At 47.7% G+C, this 18052-nt stretch carries 20 protein-coding genes; 17 read left to right on the forward strand and 3 right to left on the reverse strand.

The features are described 5' to 3' along the window. From B3D59_RS00485 to B3D59_RS00500, 4 genes are all read left to right on the forward strand, one after another. Positions 1–187 (forward strand): PAS domain-containing protein (locus B3D59_RS00485; protein ID WP_286817125.1); only part of this gene is annotated, 187 nt, incomplete at its 5' end. Further along, a complete protein-coding gene (locus B3D59_RS00490; RefSeq protein ID WP_286817126.1) occupies positions 184–1953 on the forward strand; it encodes a PAS domain-containing protein in 1770 nt (589 codons plus the stop codon). The genes B3D59_RS00485 and B3D59_RS00490, both read left to right, overlap by 4 nt. 271 nt (positions 1954–2224) lie before the next feature. Continuing rightward, positions 2225–3760 (forward strand): glycogen synthase, encoded by a 1536-nt coding sequence (locus B3D59_RS00495; protein ID WP_286817127.1) that lies wholly within the window; start codon positions 2225–2227, stop codon positions 3758–3760. Continuing rightward, positions 3757–4164: a hypothetical protein gene (locus B3D59_RS00500; RefSeq protein ID WP_286817128.1), complete on the forward strand. Its 408-nt coding sequence runs from the start codon at positions 3757–3759 to the stop codon at positions 4162–4164. The genes B3D59_RS00495 and B3D59_RS00500 overlap by 4 nt, the downstream gene beginning before the upstream one ends. 375 nt (positions 4165–4539) lie before the next feature. Here the strand turns inward: B3D59_RS00500 and B3D59_RS00505 are convergent, their stop codons facing one another. Continuing rightward, positions 4540–5460 (reverse strand): L,D-transpeptidase family protein, encoded by a 921-nt coding sequence (locus tag B3D59_RS00505; RefSeq protein WP_286817129.1) that lies wholly within the window; start codon positions 5458–5460, stop codon positions 4540–4542. Positions 5461–5478: 18 nt separating this feature from the next. Continuing rightward, positions 5479–5721, reverse strand: coding sequence for a hypothetical protein (locus B3D59_RS00510; protein WP_286817130.1), 243 nt, complete (start codon positions 5719–5721; stop codon positions 5479–5481). Between the two features lie 262 nt (positions 5722–5983). On the opposite strand from B3D59_RS00510, the gene B3D59_RS00515 reads away from it, so the two are divergent. The 8 genes from B3D59_RS00515 to B3D59_RS00550 all read left to right on the forward strand — a co-directional run bounded on the left by B3D59_RS00515 (position 5984) and on the right by B3D59_RS00550 (position 9349). Then, the gene (locus tag B3D59_RS00515; RefSeq protein WP_286817131.1) at positions 5984–6322 is read left to right on the forward strand and encodes a hypothetical protein; all 339 of its coding nucleotides are present in this window, start codon (positions 5984–5986) and stop codon (positions 6320–6322) included. Positions 6323–6556: 234 nt separating this feature from the next. Beyond that, the gene (locus tag B3D59_RS18535) at positions 6557–6667 is read left to right on the forward strand and encodes a hypothetical protein (protein ID WP_276999580.1); all 111 of its coding nucleotides are present in this window, start codon (positions 6557–6559) and stop codon (positions 6665–6667) included. Continuing rightward, positions 6628–6717 (forward strand): Hsp70 family protein, encoded by a 90-nt coding sequence (locus B3D59_RS18540; RefSeq protein ID WP_286817132.1) that lies wholly within the window; start codon positions 6628–6630, stop codon positions 6715–6717. The genes B3D59_RS18535 and B3D59_RS18540 overlap by 40 nt, the downstream gene beginning before the upstream one ends. A gap of 27 nt (positions 6718–6744) precedes the next feature. Further along, positions 6745–6912: a hypothetical protein gene (locus tag B3D59_RS00530; protein WP_286817133.1), complete on the forward strand. Its 168-nt coding sequence runs from the start codon at positions 6745–6747 to the stop codon at positions 6910–6912. Then, positions 6899–7168, forward strand: a complete 270-nt coding sequence (locus B3D59_RS00535; RefSeq protein WP_286817134.1) for a hypothetical protein — start codon at positions 6899–6901, stop codon at positions 7166–7168. The genes B3D59_RS00530 and B3D59_RS00535 overlap by 14 nt, the downstream gene beginning before the upstream one ends. A gap of 195 nt (positions 7169–7363) precedes the next feature. Continuing rightward, entirely contained in the window at positions 7364–7672 is a 309-nt protein-coding gene (locus tag B3D59_RS00540; protein WP_276999562.1) for an isoamylase early set domain-containing protein, read from the forward strand. Positions 7673–7738: 66 nt separating this feature from the next. Beyond that, complete coding sequence (locus B3D59_RS00545) at positions 7739–8179, forward strand: Hsp20/alpha crystallin family protein (RefSeq protein WP_286817135.1); 441 nt, start codon at positions 7739–7741, stop codon at positions 8177–8179. Positions 8180–8707: 528 nt separating this feature from the next. Beyond that, positions 8708–9349 (forward strand): P-loop NTPase, encoded by a 642-nt coding sequence (locus B3D59_RS00550; RefSeq protein WP_414646501.1) that lies wholly within the window; start codon positions 8708–8710, stop codon positions 9347–9349. 114 nt (positions 9350–9463) lie between these two features. On the opposite strand, the gene lon is transcribed toward B3D59_RS00550, so the two are convergent. Then, entirely contained in the window at positions 9464–11860 is a 2397-nt protein-coding gene (gene lon, locus B3D59_RS00555; RefSeq protein WP_286817136.1) for an endopeptidase La, read from the reverse strand. A 423-nt stretch (positions 11861–12283) separates the two neighbouring features. Between lon and B3D59_RS00560 the strand changes: the two genes are divergently transcribed. From B3D59_RS00560 to groL, 5 genes are all read left to right on the forward strand, one after another. Next, the gene (locus B3D59_RS00560) at positions 12284–13609 is read left to right on the forward strand and encodes a KamA family radical SAM protein (protein WP_286817137.1); all 1326 of its coding nucleotides are present in this window, start codon (positions 12284–12286) and stop codon (positions 13607–13609) included. 52 nt (positions 13610–13661) lie between these two features. Continuing rightward, on the forward strand, positions 13662–14657 hold the full coding sequence (locus tag B3D59_RS00565) for a D-alanine--D-alanine ligase family protein (RefSeq protein ID WP_286817138.1): 996 nt from the start codon (positions 13662–13664) through the stop codon (positions 14655–14657). Then, positions 14654–15679: a D-alanine--D-alanine ligase family protein gene (locus B3D59_RS00570; RefSeq protein WP_286817139.1), complete on the forward strand. Its 1026-nt coding sequence runs from the start codon at positions 14654–14656 to the stop codon at positions 15677–15679. Before B3D59_RS00565 ends, B3D59_RS00570 begins: the two co-directional genes overlap by 4 nt. Positions 15680–15683: 4 nt before the next feature. Further along, positions 15684–16217, forward strand: a complete 534-nt coding sequence (locus B3D59_RS00575) for a GNAT family N-acetyltransferase (protein WP_286817140.1) — start codon at positions 15684–15686, stop codon at positions 16215–16217. 324 nt (positions 16218–16541) lie between these two features. Further along, a partial coding sequence (gene groL, locus B3D59_RS00580) for a chaperonin GroEL (RefSeq protein WP_286817141.1) occupies positions 16542–18052 on the forward strand: 1511 nt, incomplete at its 3' end.

Raw genomic sequence — 18052 nt, forward strand, 5'->3', positions numbered from 1 at the left:
CCTCATTGCCACAGATATCGGCCGACCTATCCGGCATGTTGCCAGTAACCTGAAATACGACAACATGATTAGAGATCTGGAAAAGGTCCTGCAGTATTTGACACCCGTTGAAACCGAAGTACAAACCGATGAAGGGAGATGGTTCAACATGCGCATCATACCCTACCGTACCAGGGATACATTTTGAATAACAAGGATAACCAACCCGAGAGCGCCTCTGAACTTAGACGCCGGGCTGAAAAAAAAATCAAACAAGAAACAGGGGCGTTGCCGGACGATTTTACAACCTTGTCACGCGAAGAAATCGGTGAACTGACTCACGAACTGGAGGTGCACAAGATTGAGCTGGAAATGCAAAATGATGAACTCTGTGCGGCCCAAGAGGAACTGGAGCTCTCCCGCAAGCGTTATTTCGACCTTTATAATCTCGCACCGGTAGGCTATTGTGTTGTTAATGAAAAAGGATTCATCCAGGATGTCAATCTCACTGCCGTCACCCTGCTCGGCCAAATCCGAAGTGACCTGATCAACAGGCTGATCTATAGATTTATATTAAAAGAGGATTATTGTAGATACAACCGCCACTGGAAAATGGTTTTTGAAACCGGTGAGCCCCAGACCGTTGAACTGCAAATGCTGAGAAATGACAAATCGCTCTTCTGGGCGCGGCTGGATTTTATGGTTGCGAAGAACGCCGGACAATCTCCCGTCTGCCAGGTTACGCTTACTGACATCAGCGAGTCCAAACGGTTAGAGCATGCATTAAAAGAACGGATCAAGAAGCTGAATCTTTTATTCCGATTTTCCGACCTGTTGGAGAAACCGGATATCAGTTTAAACGAGGTATTGAAAACAACCGTTTTGATGATTCCCCAGGCGTGGCAATTCCCCGGAATCACGGAAGCTTGCATTGAGCTGGAAGGGCAGATCTTTCAGACCAAGGGCTTTAGGAAAACGCAATGGCCGCAGACCAGTGATATTGTCATCAAGGGAAAGAAAGCAGGGCAGATGACGGTGTGCTATACAGAGAGTCGGCCGACATTTAATGGAAGCCCGTTTTCGATGGAAGAGTCTTATTTGCTGAATGTCATGGCCGAAAGGTTGGGGCATATCACAGAGCGACTCCGGTTGGCAGAGGCCGTGAAGGATAGCGAAATATTCCTGAGAACGGCCATTAATTCGATCACAATCCCGTTTGCCGTTATAAACGCAACCGACTATACCGTTGAACTGGCGAATGATGCGTATGGCGGAGAAAAAGTGACAGGGCTAAAATGTTATGCGGTTTCCCACCAGCGCAGCACGCCTTGTACCGGTGATGACTATCCATGCCCAATGCAGGAAATCAAGCGAACGGGAAAACCCTTTTTTGGAGAACAATTACATTACGATGATCAGGGAAATCCGTCCAGCATTGAAATATTTACTTTCCCGGTATTGGACACAAACGGACAAATCGTCCAGATGATAAAAACCCATATCGATATTACCACGCGCAAGCGAATAGAGCTGAAATTAGAACAAAAGGCTACTGAACTGAAAGAGATGAATGTCGCATTGAAAGTGCTGCTGAAAAGAACAGAACTGGATAAAGAGGAAATTGGAGAAAATATATTCGCCAACTATCAAATAGTGCTTACCCCTATTATTCAAAGTTTGAAAAACACACTCACACAGGAAGATCAGCGAGAAATAATCCAGATTCTGGAATTGCGTTTAAAAAATATCCTTTCCCCGTTTTCAAAAAAATTATCAGATAAACTGATCAATTTAACCCCTACGGAAATTCATGTGGCCCACCTTATTAAATCGGGAAAATCCAACAAAGAAATATCGCAAATCCTGAACTGCTCTTTTCACACCGTCTCTCGCCACCGGGATAATATCCGGGCAAAAACAAACCTGAAAAATAAAAAAATCAATCTTCGGTCATTCCTGCTGTCCCTCGAATAATCCCCTATTTTAAATAGTTTTTTTATATGGTTTTTTATAGTCTTTTGTCGTGTTGATTTGTGATCATAAACCATCTATTGTCTAAAAGATATCAGTTCAGATACCTTATCGATGGGGTGAACTCTTTCAAATGAACATTGCGCGATTGTCGTTCAAGTAGGGAGTGACGGGGAATATTGTTCTGGCCAGGGTTCTGACCATTCCTGGGGCAGCCGGTATTCCGGCCCTGGGTTACTTGATTTTCAAAATATTTGAATGATAGGAGAGCCCGATGCCTCATGTTTTTAAACAGCCCAGAATTCTATTCGTAACGCCGGAAGTGTCTTATCTGCCGAAAAAAATGAGCACCATGTCCAGCTTTCTGAAGGCGAGGGCCGGTGAGTTGGCGGACGTTTCCGCAGCACTCATTTATTCCCTATATAAGAAAGGTGCGGATATCCATGTGGCGCTGCCTGATTACCGCACCCTGTTCAATAATCATGAGAGTTCTTCGTTTCAACGGCAGCTGAGCAAGATGGGAAGCTGCGACAATGAAGCAAGGGTTCATCTGGCTAAAGATCAGATATTTTTTTATAAAGAAAAGATATATTCCGATTGTAACCAGGAAAATATAAAAAGTGCCCTCTCCTTCCAGAGGGAGGTGATCAACACCATTATCCCCCGGGTTCAACCGGACCTCATTCATTGCAATGATTGGATGACGGGGTTGATCCCGGCCATGGCAAGAAAGCTTGGGATACCCTGTCTTTTTACTATTCACAATATTTATAACAATACGGCCTTGTTGTCTTCCATCGAAAACAGGGGAATTGATCCCGCGTATTTCTGGCAGAACCTTTTTTTTGAACGGCAGCCCTTGAATTATGAAGAAACCCGTGGTTCTAATCCGGTGGATTTTCTTGCCAGCGGTATTTTCGCAGCTGATTTTGTTAATACGACTTGTCCTGAATTCCTAAGAGAACTCACTCAAGGACAGCATCCATTTGTTACCCCATCCATTAAACAGGAACTTTCAAACAAAGTGGGTCAGGGATGCGCATCAGCGATTTTGAACTGCCCGGATGGATCACGTCTGCCAAAAAACGATACATACCTCTTTAAAAATTATGATGAAAACACCCATATAGAGGGTAAAAAAGCCAATAAAATCTTGATCCAGGACCGTCTGGGATTGTCCAAAGATCCATTGAAGCCAATTTTATTCTTGCCGTCATGTATGGACAAGGTCCATAACGGCTCGTATTTCATTTCAACGATACTGTATGCGCTTCTTTCCAGGGACTGGCATCAGGACATAGAGATTATTTTTACAGCCAAAGGAACGATTAGGGGACTGATAAAGGATACCATTCGGGATTTTGATTTAACAAACAGAGTAGCTGTTTGCAAGCCGGAGGATTCACTTTTACGGACGGCCTATGCTGCATCAGACTTCCTTCTGGTTCAATGTTCAGTGGAACCCGTCAGTTCTGAGGAAATTACCGGACTTTTATATGGGAGCCTTCCCATTGTCCATAATAATAACGACAATAATAACGACAATCATCAAGCCGTCACCCCCCTGGACGTTGCGCATAACAGCGGGAACGGATTTTTATTCAATCAATCTGATGTAGACAGCTTGATGAGCGCAATTGATAAGGCGATGATGTTTTACAACTTACCACGGGATGTAAAGAACCATCAGATATCCAGGATCATAAAACAAAGCCATGAAAGGTTTGATCATGCGGTAACAGTAGAACAGTATCTTTTGTTGTATGAAAAAATGCTGAAACGTCCGTTTTCAAGGAGGGACATCTTATGAGTTCCAAAGTAGGGTTGTGGATTGATCACAGACAAGCTTTTATCGTGTATCTCTCAAGAGATGATGTGACCACCAAGACAATTCCATCAAATATGGAGAAGCATGTAAGAGCGTCGGGGGGCTCGCGTTCATCTACGATTTATGGTCCCCAGGACATAGTTGCAGAAGACAGAATATATCGTAAGTACAAGCACCATTTGGATCAGTATTACGAAGAAGTAGCACGGGCTCTGCGTGGAGTTAACTTAATCCTCATCATGGGTCCCGGTGAAGCGAAGGGCGAGTTGAAAAAGCACCTTATGAAACCTGGCCATGCGCCTAAGGCTGCCATAATGATTGAGACGACTGACAAAATGACAGAACCCCAGATCATAGCGAAAGTGAAGCAGCATTATTCCGATTAAGAAATAGGCTATCCACCACACCCAATTAAGGGTTTCCCAAATAGTGCCTTACTCCTCACTTTCTCTCAAAAAAAACCAAGAAAATGAGGAGTAAAACACCAAAGGAGGTGATGTAACGATGGATGCATGACAAGGGTCTTCATGTGATCAAGTGGTGATAGTGTTTAACAAGCGCACCGGTTGGTAATTTTACCACTGATTTAAACGGAACCATAATATCTATTACCGGCATCTGAAAAACCTCGACATCTTAAAAACAGGACAGGTCTGTGAACTGCGGATGGGAAAAAAAGGATGGTACTCCTTTTGACCTGGTCTATAAAACACCCAGGTTTGACCCATAACAAAACATGAAAGTAATTGAAAGATGGCCTGTTAATCACAGCATCCCACCTCAACAGGAATTCCGGAACGGATTCGAATTGTTTGTTCAACGGTTGCCGCATCAAAACGACAGGTTGAACCATAGGTCGCAATGCGATCCAGAGCATACTTCTGATAATTATTAATTTTAGCGTAAATATCCCGGTGGGCTTCGAGAAATATCTTTTTGCCGATATATCCGATTTTTATGGGTTCATAAATTATCCGAACCGGTGTGCCCAGCGAAACAGCAGAATAGAGCTCCCTGATATCTTCCGGATATAATCGGATGCAGCCATGAGTCACCAGACGTCCAACTGTCCAGGCAAAATTCGTCCCATGAATACCGATGGCATTACCAATTCCTATAAAGTACTCCCCAAGCGGATTGTTGGATCCGGGTGGGATGACGCCGGTACCGTACTTTTTCTGAAGTGACATTGGTATGTACCAGAAAGGATACTTCCGCTTTTCAATCACACAAAAGTTGCCTGACGGGGTTGGCCAGAGACATTGCCCGACAGCCACGGGGAAGGTCCGGACCTCCCGGGAGTGGTCGAGAAAGTGATACAGCCGCATTTCAGCTACATTGATTACAATGCCCGGTTTTCGGATCTCCGGCAGGATCCAGAGGGATGGAATAACCAGTATAGAGCCTGGTTTCAGAAACCAGGGGTCCATTTCAGGATAAAGATCCGCCATTTCGTTGAAACCGAGATCATAGAAACGGGCAATATCCAACAGCGTTTCACCTTTTTCAACTTGATGGTTTTGAAGGGAACCGATGACGGTAATCTCTTGGCTTCCGGCAGTACCGCCCTGTTTCCCATCCCAGTACTGAAAGGCCGATCCGGATTGCGCGAATTCAGGTACAGCCAGCAGTACTGTCCAAATCATTACAGCTGCTGTGGTTGATCGAATGTTGGCTTGCATATTCCTTTCTCCTTCCCATCAAAATTTTCTCACCGCCGGTTCAAGTCGTTCCTCCACAGCTGCTCCGGTAAGGGTTACACATAATAGTGCAAGGACCAAACCATATTTTCTTTCCCTTAGAGTTTTTATATCGGGTGAGACCAAACCTAAAAATAAATTTTGGGTCATTCCTGTTGGCATTGAATAATCCCCTATTTTAATTAGTCTATTTATATGTTTTTTTATGGTCTTTTGTTGCGTTGACTTATAATCATAATCCACCTATTCTTTCAACTATACCTTTTTCCTCTAGATTCTGTAAGCCTGTTACAACTGGAAATTCATACTCTCACTCAATGGGTAAAATTAAACAAAGAAGAGTTGGGCCGGGTCATTGCCTGGGCTCTGGTCGATAACCCGGAAACGGTTTCAGTGCGGGAAATCCTCTGAGGCCGAACTGTGGTGTTTGAACTCCGGGTGGCCAATGGCGATTTGGCAAGATCATCGGAAAACAGAAACACAAAACAGATAGGAGGAAATGAAAATGAAAACGCATAATCGGTTTTGGTGGGTATCCTGTGTTTTAACGGTGGCCTTTTTTATGTCGGCGGCTTTGGGATGTGGCCCCACGAAGAATTGCAAGCGAGTGGAAGAAATCGCCCAGCAGGCAATGAACCAGTCTTCGAAGGCAATGAACCAGTCTTCGGAGGCAAAAGCTTATGCCGCTGACAGTGTTCAGAGATCAGAAGCTGCTGCAGAATCTGCCGCACAGTCAGCAGATGAAGCAAAGGAGGCTGCAGAGGTCGCAAAGAAAGCAGCGGCGCGAGCAGAAGAGATGGCTAATAAATCCGAAGCCATTTTCAACAAGCTCATGAAAAAATAAGATATTGAATCTCAGCAACTAAAATCGCCTACTATACCCGCATAGCGGGTATAGTAGGGTATTATTAAACATTTTGACTTGTAATTATAATTCCCCCTGTTCTCATTTAAAAATTTCAAGACCTACCTCTTTTATATATCGGCGACAGTGAAGATAACCCCATAATTCGGAGAAACTATAATGGGAGTAACAATCGGTATTGACCTGGGCACAACCAATTCATGCGTGGCTATTATGGAGGGGGCACAGGCAACTGTGGTGATAAATCCCGAAGGGACCCGGACTCCACCGTCATCAAGAATACGGTGGAGCAATACCTGGGAGAGAGCGTCAGGGACGCCGTGATTACGGTACCGGCGTACTTTGACGACAGCCAGACCCGGACAAAAATTTAAAAGGCCCTCGGGCGACTGAAAAAAGCCATGGAAGGGGAAAACATAAACGAGATTGATCGGTTGACCGGTGAGTTGCAGAAGGCATCTTACAAGATGCCAGAACAGCTCTACCGCCAGGCTTCCGGATCGGATGGCCAAGCGAGTCAAAATTCCGGAGATGATGTCATTGATGCGGATTATAATGATGTGGCCTGACGCCGGGGGCATGGGGGGATGGATCGGACATCCGATGTCCGAAGACGGAGAAGATCAGACCCCACAGCTTCCGGTTGAATATACAGCCCGAAACAATTGTCATAGGATAGACTCCTTTAGGTTAAATGCCGGGGCAAAGGTTTCGGCAAAGGCCTTGCTTCCGGACGTTGCAAGCCCCTGCCTCAGACTTATGACCGGTACCGGGCAGTGCCCTGTGCCGAAACACCTTTTCGGCCAGACTGCCGAAGCGAAATAAACTGAATAATCCCCTATTTTTAGTAGTTGATTAATGATTTTTTTTATAGTCTTCTATCGTATTGATTTGTAATCATAAACCATCTATTATTATTCAAGAATTTCCAGAAATACCTCTTTTCCGTAAATCCTGTAAACCTGTTACAACTGGGAATCCAGACTCTTAATCAATTTGGAAAAGATAAGGAGGAAAATTATGACAATCAAAAAACAATATCTAAAAAACAAATCACAGTGCAAGGTAACTTTCCTGGCTCAAAAAGAGATGGGAGGTGGTGCAAAAGAAATGCACGTGGTGGGTGAATTCAATCAATGGGACAAATGTGCAACGCCCATGAAAAAGGACAAAAACGGCACCTTTGCTGCTACGGTGAACCTTGATCTCAATAAAAAATATCAGTTCAGATACCTTGCGGATGGGGTGAACTGGTTCAACGACGCAAAAGCCGACGCGTATATTCATAGCGTTTACGGGAATTGTGATAACTCGGTGATTGTTATTTAGTGTCTGAACGAAAACCGTAACAAAATAACAATTGACCTGTATTTACTTAAATAAAAGGAGACAAAAATGAAACTTACCAAATGGGATCCGTTCCGGGAAATCGATGATATGTTCACCAAATACTTGACGAATTCGAACCGGCCTTCATTGGGAAATCAGGAACTGTTGACTTCTGGAGACTGGGCTCCTCGCGCGGACATTGCCGAAACCGATTTGGATTTTACCATCAAGGTGGAGATCCCGGAAATCAAACGGGAAGATATCAAGATCACTATTGATAACAGGGTTCTCAATATCAGGGGAGAACGGAAACGGGAAAAAGAGGATAAAAGTGTAAAGTACCACAGGATTGAGCGGCATTACGGCAGCTTTCTGCGCAGTTTTTCCATGCCGGACAATGTGGCCGAAGAACAGATTGAAGCCCAATTCAAGGAGGGCGTATTAACACTTCGCCTGCCTAAAACGGAAAAATCAAAACCCAAGCTAATTGAAATTGCCGTGAAATAGATTATTGCCGCCTGTACGCAGCAATACCGAAAATACGTCCCGGGCCGGAAGCATGGAATTCTGACCCGGGCGATTGACTTTGATCAAATTTATATGTAAGTCCGGGGATAGCGGTCAACACCTGTAAAATTTCCTACCCGACCAGTCTGATAGAGCAAACGAACGGCCAAACAAACGAGACCCCCCAGAAAGCAGGCATTACTGCCCGGCAGCTAAATCGCCTGCTGATCCTGCACAGGCTGGATAAAAAACAATTCCCCCAAAAAAAAAGACGCCTGACGCCTGATGTCTGATGTCTGATTTTGGTGTAATAAGCTGAAATTACATATGATTTATTTTTTAATATAGTTTGATATAAAATTTGCTTTACATACTAAACAGAACAAGGTCATATCGTAAACTCTGTAACAGAGGGGAAAATATGAAACACTCTTCAAGAAGCGGGATCGCAAGTCATATGCCGAATCAGAAGCCGGACGGCCTTGCCCCAGACGCGTTAAAAAAAATCAGCACAGGAAATTCATTGTGATGAGCGGCAAGGGAGGCGTCGGGAAAACAAGCGTATCCGTCAATCTTGCCATTGCACTTGCAAATATGGGGTATAAAGTGGGATTGCTGGATGTTGATATCCACGGACCGGATGTCCCCCAGATGCTTGGAATATCTGGTATCCTCTCGGTCGACCTTGATAAAAAGATGGTGCCCATGCGCTATGGAGATAATTTAAAGGTTGTATCCATGGAATTTCTGACGCAGAACAAGGACGACGCCATTATCTGGCGGGGACCTGTCAAACATACCGTCATAAGGCAGTTTATCGGGGAAGTCGGCTGGGGTGTACTGGATTTTCTGATTATCGACTCCCCGCCTGGAACCGGGGATGAACCCTTGACCGTTGCCAAGTTGATCCCGGATGCCCAGGCCATTATTGTTACGACTCCCCAGGAAGTGGCACTGGCAGATATCCGCAAATCCATCAGTTTTTGTCAAAATGTTAATATGGTCATTTTGGGGATTATTGAAAATATGAGTGGGTTTATCTGTCCCCATTGCAGGAAGAATGTTGATATTTTCGGAACTGGCGGAGGAGAAAAAACCGCAAAAACCTATGGGCTCAGGTTTCTGGGCAGAATTCCGTTTGACCAGGACATGGTAAAGTGTGGGGATTAGGGCCTTTCATTTCAACACTTACACGCTCAATCTCCTATCACGGATGCGTTTATCCGCATTGCGGAAAGAATGATACCGAAAAATTGAAGAATACTGCAAAATATGGATTGAATCTCACTGCATCAAGATGATATTCAACGCTTCATCAATCCATTCAACCGGTAAAAATTCAATGGATTGACGCACCTCGTCAGGCAATTCATTCACATCACTTTCATTGCGCTTGGGCAGGATCACTTTTGTCAGGCCGGCCCGATGCGCCGCAAGGACTTTCATCTTGATCCCGCCCACAGGCAGGACCCGGCCCCTGAGCGTGATCTCTCCAGTCATACCGATATGGCTGCTGACAATCCGGCCGCTGAACAGACTCGCCATTGCCGCAAGGATGGTAATACCTGCAGATGGACCATCTTTTGGAATTGCACCGGCCGGAACATGGATGTGAACATCGGTATGTTTAAATATATCAGGATCAATCCCGAGATCTTCGGCTTTGGACCGAATATAACTGTGCGCGATCTGAGCGCTTTCCCGCATCACATCCCCCAGCTGTCCGGTGATGAGAAAAGTCCCTTTGCCTTTCATCCGGGTTGCCTCAATGAAAAGGATATCCCCCCCAACCGGTGTCACTGAAAGGCCGGTGGCGATTCCCGGTATTTTGAAAGGCTCGGAAGATTCGGATTCAAATTTTTCTTTTTTCAGGAACTCCCCGACATGGTCGGAGGTTACGGCAATATCCGTTATTTCCCGGCTGACAATTTTTACGGCGATCCGGCGGCAAATGGTTCCGATTTCACGTTCCAGATTCCTGACCCCCGCCTCCCGGGTATAGCTTTGAACGATTTTTTTTAAAGCGTCTATGCTAAACGATACTTCTTCAGCGGTCAGGCCGTTTTGATTCAACTGACGATGGACCAAATAATTTTTTGCAATCATGATTTTTTCATATTCCGTATAACCCTCCAGCTGGATGATTTCCATGCGGTCCTTCAGGGGCGGGGGGATGGCCTCCAGCTGGTTCGCGGTTGTGATGAAAATCACATCGCTCAGGTCAAAATCCACATTCAGATAATGATCGCGGAAAGTACTGTTCTGTGCAGGGTCGAGCACTTCAAGGAGGGCACTGCTCGGATCACCGCGCCAGTCGCTGCCGATCTTATCCACTTCATCCAGCATAAAAACAGGATTACGCGAACCTGCCCGTTTAATTGCCTGTATGATCCGGCCGGGCATGGCACCGATATAGGTTCGTCTGTGACCACGGATTTCAGCCTCATCCCTCATCCCTCCCAGACTCATGCGCGTGAATTTTCTTCCAAGAGAACGGGCAATACTTTGTCCGAGACTCGTTTTCCCGACGCCCGGCGGTCCGGCAAAACACAAAATAGCGCCCATGGCCTGGTTTTCATTTCCGATGGTGTCGGGTTCCGACTGAATCCGGCGGGTATTTACCAGCTGTCGGACAGCCAGATATTCCAGGATTCGATTTTTGACGTCTGCCAGGTCATAGTGATCATCATCCAAAACAGTCCGTGCGTGATTGATGTCCAGTTCATCTTCTGTCCGTACCTGCCAGGGTAAATCGACGATCCAGTCCAGATAGGTTTTTATGACGCCGTATTCCGCGGAGTTCTGAGACATCTCGCCCATCCGTTTCAACTCGCGCAACGCTTCCTGTTTGGCTTCATCCGGGAGGCCGGCTTTTTCTATCTTCTCAGTATATTCATCGACGTCAGACTGGCTTTCCTGCGATTCTCCCAACTCTTTTTGAATCGCCTTGAGCTGCTGGCGAAGATAGTACTCATGATGTTTTTTTTCCATGGATCGGTTGACATCCGATTGGATCTTCTGCTTGAGCTTAAGGATCTCCTTTTCATGCGATAAATGAAAAATCAGCAGGTGCAACTTATCCTTCACGCTATCGGTTTCAAGCAGTTCCTGCGCATCCTTGAGTTTAATCTGGATATTGGATGCCACCAGATACAAAAGATAACGGGGATCTTTTATTGTATCAATGTAATCATGGGCAGCGGCCGGGATATTCGGAAGAAGTGAAATGAATTCCTTGGAAAGCGTCTGCAGGGTTCTGAAAGCAGCTTCAAGCTCATTATCGTGTTCGAGAGTGTCCGGGTGCAATAAAATCCCTGCTTTCAAATACGGCTCTGTCTCATGCCAGGAGGTAATGCGGAACCGTTCAAACCCATAAAGAAATATCTGCAGACTGTCGTCGCCCAAATGAACGATCCTGTTGAGTATACAAACGGTGCCGATCTCATGGATTTGTTCTGGCATGGGTTCTATGACCGAGCTGTCTCTCATTGCTGCAAGCCCGATTAAATGATCGCCTTTAAACGCATCTTCAATCAGCTTCATCGATCTGGGAATATTTATCGACAACGGCAGGGGCATAAACGGATATGCGACCGTATTCCGTAAAGGAAGGATCGGAAGCTTGTCAGGTATCTTTTTCAGGAACGCTTCATTGTCTTCATGTAAAAATGATTCCGCCATTCTTATCGCCCTTCCTTAATCTCCGGATCAAAGGGTGTTTAGCCCTTCTCACAGTTTATCGCGGTTTTCCACATCTTCCTTCGTCACTTGACACCAAGCCCCTTATCAGCTTAGGCATAAGAATATAGGCACATTCTATTCCATAAATTTTCAAAGAACAATTTAAATTATAGCCCCTTGGGCTGACTGTTGACCGTTAGCTGTCAGGGAATGAAAAATTCCTATTTAGTTTTGAGGTCTGTCTTTTTAATTCCGATTGCAAAAATAAGAGTGGGGTATTTATCCGCCATTTAAAAGGCGTTGATCAAACAAGATAAAAAACCTCTTTGCTTGAAAACTTGGCACGAGGATTGCTTTGAACGTAAAACGGCTGAACAAAACAATATGACCTCACCTAAAATGATCTGTATTTGGAAGGAAAAAATGAATAATAACCAAAAAGCCCCCAGGCCAAATATTTTGGTCGAAGATGACAAGCCTCCCAGTATCCGGAAGTCGGAAGAAGATGACCCTTTGTCTTTGGCCGGAGAATCTCTCCGGTCTTTATTAACACCCACACCCCGGATCCTCGAAAAGAAAACAAGTCTGGTTTCCCATCATCGGAAAACAACCATAAAAACAAAAGTCTTTCGGAAAAAATTTTATCCTCTTATTTCCGATAAGGAATGGAACAACTGGCAGTGGCAACTGCAAAACCGTATCCAGAGCCACGAAAAACTCAGCCGGTTCCTTACCCTGTCCCAGGAAGAGACCCTGGTCAACCGGACCTCCCAGCTTCCGTTGAGCATCACGCCCTATTACCTGAGCCTGATTTCACCGGATGACCCGGACCACCCCCTGCGCAAATGTGTTGTTCCCAACGTGAACGAATGGCTTCAGATGCCGGGAGAATCCGATGATCCCCTGGGCGAAGACCAACAAAGTCCTGTTCCCGGCCTTGTCCACAGGTATCCGGACCGGGTTCTGTTTTTGTTGTCGGATTTTTGTTCCACTTATTGCCGGTACTGCACCCGTTCCCGGGTGGTCGGCCACGGCACCATACATCCCAGCCGGGTACGGTGGGAAAAGGCCTTAAAATACATTGAAAAAACGCCTGCCGTCCGTGACGTCCTGTTGTCCGGGGGAGACCCGCTGACATTGGCAGATGACCGCCTGGAATGGGTATTGTCAAGGCTGAGGCAGATTGACCATGTGGAAGTGATCCGCATTGGGACCAAAGTCCCCGCGGTTCTTCCTCAGCGCATCACGCCCAATCTGGTAAAAATGTTGAAAAAATACCATCCCCTGTGGATGAGTCTGCATTTCACCCATGCTGACGAATGTACACCCGAGACTGCCAGGGCCTGTGCAAGGCTTGCGGATGCAGGTATCCCGCTTGGATCCCAGACCGTTCTGCTCAAAGGCATCAATGATTCGGCCCAAACCATGGCATCCCTGATGCACGGCCTGATGAAAATGCGAGTCCGTCCCTATTATCTGTACCAGTGCGATCCCATCACCGGTTCCGGCCATTTCAGGACCTCCATTGAAAAGGGCCTGGAAATCATCCGCAGCCTGCGGGGGTTTACCAGCGGGTACGCTGTTCCGACCTATGTGGTGGACGCCCCTGGCGGTGGTGGAAAAATTCCGCTCATGCCCAACTATGTTCAAGGCCATACCGCCGACAACCTGGTCATGACCAATTATGAGAACCGCACCTTCTTGTACCCCGATCCGGTTTCAGCCTCTGCTGAAGACGTATTGAAATAAGCCAAAACCCAATTTCGCCGGCACAGGCGTATAAAAAAAACGAGGAAACAACTTGAAAATCGGAATGACCTATGATTTGCGTCAGGAGTATCTTGACATGGGGTACAGTGAACTGGAAACTGCTGAACTGGATGTTGTTGAAACCATTGAGGCCATTGAGGGTGCGCTGTTGGAACTCGGACATGTCCCGGTCCGCATCGGCCATGCCAAGGCGCTGATGAAAGCGCTGGTAAAAGGGGAAACCTGGGACCTTGTTTTCAACATTGCCGAAGGACTCAAGGGAGCGGCCCGTGAAGCACAGGTTCCGGCGATTCTGGATGTGTACGATATCCCTTATACCTTTTCCGATCCTGTGGTGATGGGCCTTTGCCTGAACAAGGCGTTGACCAAGCAAATTATCAGGGATGCAGGCCTGGCAACCTCGCCATTTGTGGTGGTTAACGGCGCCCTGCCCAAGCCGCTTCCCTTTGCTCCGCCCTTTTTTGCCAAACCCGTGGCCGAGGGTACCGGTATGGGCATAACGGAAAAGTCAATAATTGAAGATTCCGGAGCACTTGCCGGAATTTGCCGGGATCTGATCCGTCAGTTTCGCCAGCCCGTGCTGGTGGAACAGTTTCTTCCGGGCAGGGAATTTACCGTGGGACTGACCGGGACCGGACCGGATACCCGGGTCATGGGAACCATGGAGATAGTTTTTACCGAGGCGGCCAAGGGGCAAACCTATTCCCTGGAGAACAAAGAAAACTGGAAAGGCCGGGTAGCTTTGCGCCCGATGGCAGCCAAGGAAGATCCCCTGATCCGGGAGGTGGAGCGCCTGGCGTTTGAATCCTGGAACCTGCTGGGGTGCCGTGACGGTGGACGGATCGATATCCGGTGTGACCTTGAAGGAAAGCCAAATTTCATTGAGGTCAACCCCCTGGCCGGGTTGCGCCCTGAATATTCCGATTTGCCCATCCTGTGCGACTATTTTGGGACATCCTATGTCCGGTTGATCCAATGCATCCTTAACTCCGCATGCCGGCGGATGGGAGGCGGCGTCGGCAAATGAAAAAAATCATTGCTGTTGTTTATAACGCTGTGGCCCAGGAGAGCCAGCCGGATGAACTCGATGTCCTGGACCAGGTGGCTGCGGTTTCAAAAGCCCTCACGGATCTTGACTTTAATCCGGTATCTGTTCCCTGCGGGTTGGACCTTGAACATTTTAAGCGCGATCTTACGACGCTTCGGCCCGAAGCGGTATTCAATCTGGTTGAATCCCTGGAAGGAGAAGGCCGACTGATTCATGTGGTGCCGTATCTGCTTGACAGCCTTGGCATTCCCTATACCGGCTGTCCGGCGGATGCCATTTACCTGACCTCCCACAAGACAGCGGCCAAGGAGCGGATGCGACAGGCCGGGCTGCCGACGCCGGACTGGATCGGCCCATACCAGGCCGGTATGGCCGTACAATCCCGGGCATTGGTACATTTAAAAAAAGGAGTAACCGACGGTCCCTGGATCATCAAGTCCCTTTGGGAACACGGATCTCTTGGACTGGAAAAGGAAAATATCATCACAGCCCCGCCGGACAGGCTGGGATCTCTGCTGGAAAAAGCGGCACAAGGTTTAGGGCGTGCCTGTTTTGCCGAAGCATTCATCAATGGCCGGGAATTTAACCTGTCTCTGCTTGGGGATGGAAAAGAGGTGCGGGTGCTGCCGCCTGCAGAAATCCGGTTCCTGAATTTTGGTCAGGATGAACCGAAAATCGTAGGCTATCGGGCAAAATGGTGCCCCGAGGCCTATGAATACCAGCATACCCTGCGCAGTTTTGACTTTTCTGAAACCGACAGGGAACTGCTGTCTCGTCTTTCCGATCTCGCGCTTTCCTGCTGGGATCTCTTTTCCCTGGCAGGGTTTGCCCGGGTGGATTTCAGGGTGGATGACAACAAAGCCCCCCATATCCTGGAAGTCAACGCAAACCCCTGCATCTCCCCGGATGCTGGGTTTACGGCTGCCCTGGACAGGGCCGGGATTTCATATACCACAGCCATTGCCCGGATTATGGATGCTGTAATCCGGGCCGGGGAATAGCCTCATGTCCGGGAGCAGAACACCAACCGTCGGGGTCCATGCCTTTCCCAAAGATGTCCGGTTGCGATATACGCCCCGTGCGTCTGATGTTGAGAGTGTCCGTACCCTTGTAACGGAAACCGGATTTTTCAGGCCCGATGAAATCAGCATTGCAGCGGAACTTGTGCAAGAGTGGCTGAAATCTGGAGATGAGAGCGGCTATCATTTTGTGATGGCGCAAAAAGAAGGCAACCTGGCCGGGTACGGATGTTTCGGCCCCATCCCCTGCACCCTTACCAGCTATGACATATACTGGATCGCCGTTGCACCTAAGTTCCAGGGAAAGGGCCTGGGCAAGTGCATCCTAAGGGAGATGGAGCGGTTGATCCGGGAAAAGGGAGGCATGCGGGTATACGTGGAAACCTCAACCCAGCAAGGCTATGCATCCACCCGGATGTTTTATGAACGATGCGGATACCGGTGCGAAGCCGTACTGGATGATTTCTACGAACCAGGGGACGGAAAGGCAATCTACAGCTGCCGGGTAAATAACGGGTAAATAATCAATCCTGTAGGCAATAACCATGCCGTAGGTGTTGTCTCCGCTGACGGGATGAACTATACGCACAGGTCGATATTTCCGAAAAACAGGACCTTAAATGTCCCTGAGATGCATATACGGACGTTTAATGTCTGATTTTGATAGCTGTTATCCATGGACCAGACCTGTCCGGGCCGTCTGCAGCGTTAATGCCTGTTTCGTATTCAGGTGGTATCGGAGTTGCTTGAGAGAGGGGAGACCATCAAAAAAATTTTCTACAACGCGGCAGATGGATGACTTTTCGTTCAAACACTATTTAAACTCAAAAGGGAGATACACACCATGCCTGCAAAAATGATATGCTACGGATCAAAAGCACGCGATGCAATGCTCGTGGGCGTTAACACCCTGTCCGACGCCGTAAAGGTGACCCTGGGTCCTAAAGGAAACAACGTGGTTCTGGAAAAATCCTGGGGCACCCCCCTGGTCACCAAGGATGGCGTCACCGTGGCCAAGGAGATCGAATTATCCGATAAATTTGAAAACATGGGTGCGCGAATGGTCAGGGAAGTGGCCAGTAAAACCAGCGACACCGCCGGTGACGGCACCACGACGGCAACGGTTTTGGCCCAGGCCATCTATAACGAAGGCTGCAAACTGGTCTCTGCAGGTGTGAACCCCATGGCGCTGAAACGCGGCATTGACAAAGGAGTCGACGCGGTTGTGGATAATCTTAGAAAATTATCCAAACCCACCCAGGATAAAAAAGAGATCGAACAGGTGGGCACCATCTCGGCCAACAATGATGAAACCATCGGAAAACTGATTTCCGAGGCCATGGATAAGGTTGGCAAAGAAGGCGTCATCACCGTGGAAGAGGCCAAAGGCATGGAGACCACATTAGATGTGGTGGAGGGCATGCAGTTCGACAGAGGATACCTGTCGCCTTATTTTGTAACGAATGCCGACAAAATGGATGTCGTGCTCAAAGATCCTTACATCCTGATCCATGAAAAGAAGATTACCGTAATGAAGGAGCTGCTGCCGTTACTGGAAGAAATTTCCAGAAGCAACAAGCCGCTTTTAATCATTGCCGAAGATGTCGAAGGAGAGGCCCTGGCCACCCTCATTGTCAATAAACTGCGGGGCAGCTTAAAAGTGGCGGCGGTGAAAGCCCCGGGATTCGGGGACCGCCGAAAGGCCATGCTTGAGGATATCGCAATTTTGACCGGCGCCCAGATGATCTCCAAGGATTTAGGTTTCAAACTGAAAAATGTCAAAACAGAAAATCTGGGAACCTGCAAATCCGTCAAAATAGACAAGGACAGCACCACCATTGTGGACGGTAGCGGCGTCCAATCTGCCATTGAAGGCCGTGTGAAGCAGATCCGAGCCCAAATCGAAGAAACCGCCTCGGACTATGATCGTGAAAAGCTGCAGGAGCGGTTGGCCAAGATCATTGGCGGGGTGGCGATCATCAATATCGGAGCAGCCACGGAAACTGAAATGAAGGAAAAAAAGGCGCGTGTTGAAGACGCATTAAACGCCACACGGGCGGCTGTTGAAGAAGGTATTGTCCCCGGCGGCGGCGTTGCCCTGGTTCGGTGCATACCAGAGCTGGAAAAGATCAAGGCCGAGGCCGAGGAACAACACGGGATCAAGATATTGAAGCAGGCATTGGCCGAGCCGTTGAAGCAGATTGCCAGGAATGCCGGCATGGAGGGATCTGTTGTCCTGAACACCGTGTTGCAAGGGGCTGGCGACTTCGGATACAACGCCCAGACCGATACCTATGAAAATCTTCTGGCGGCCGGCGTAATTGATCCCGCCAAGGTGGTGCGCTTCGCCCTTCA

Source organism: Desulfobacter sp. UBA2225 (assembly GCF_002348205.1).
In the GTDB taxonomy this organism is placed as follows: Bacteria; Desulfobacterota; Desulfobacteria; order Desulfobacterales; family Desulfobacteraceae; genus Desulfobacter; species Desulfobacter postgatei.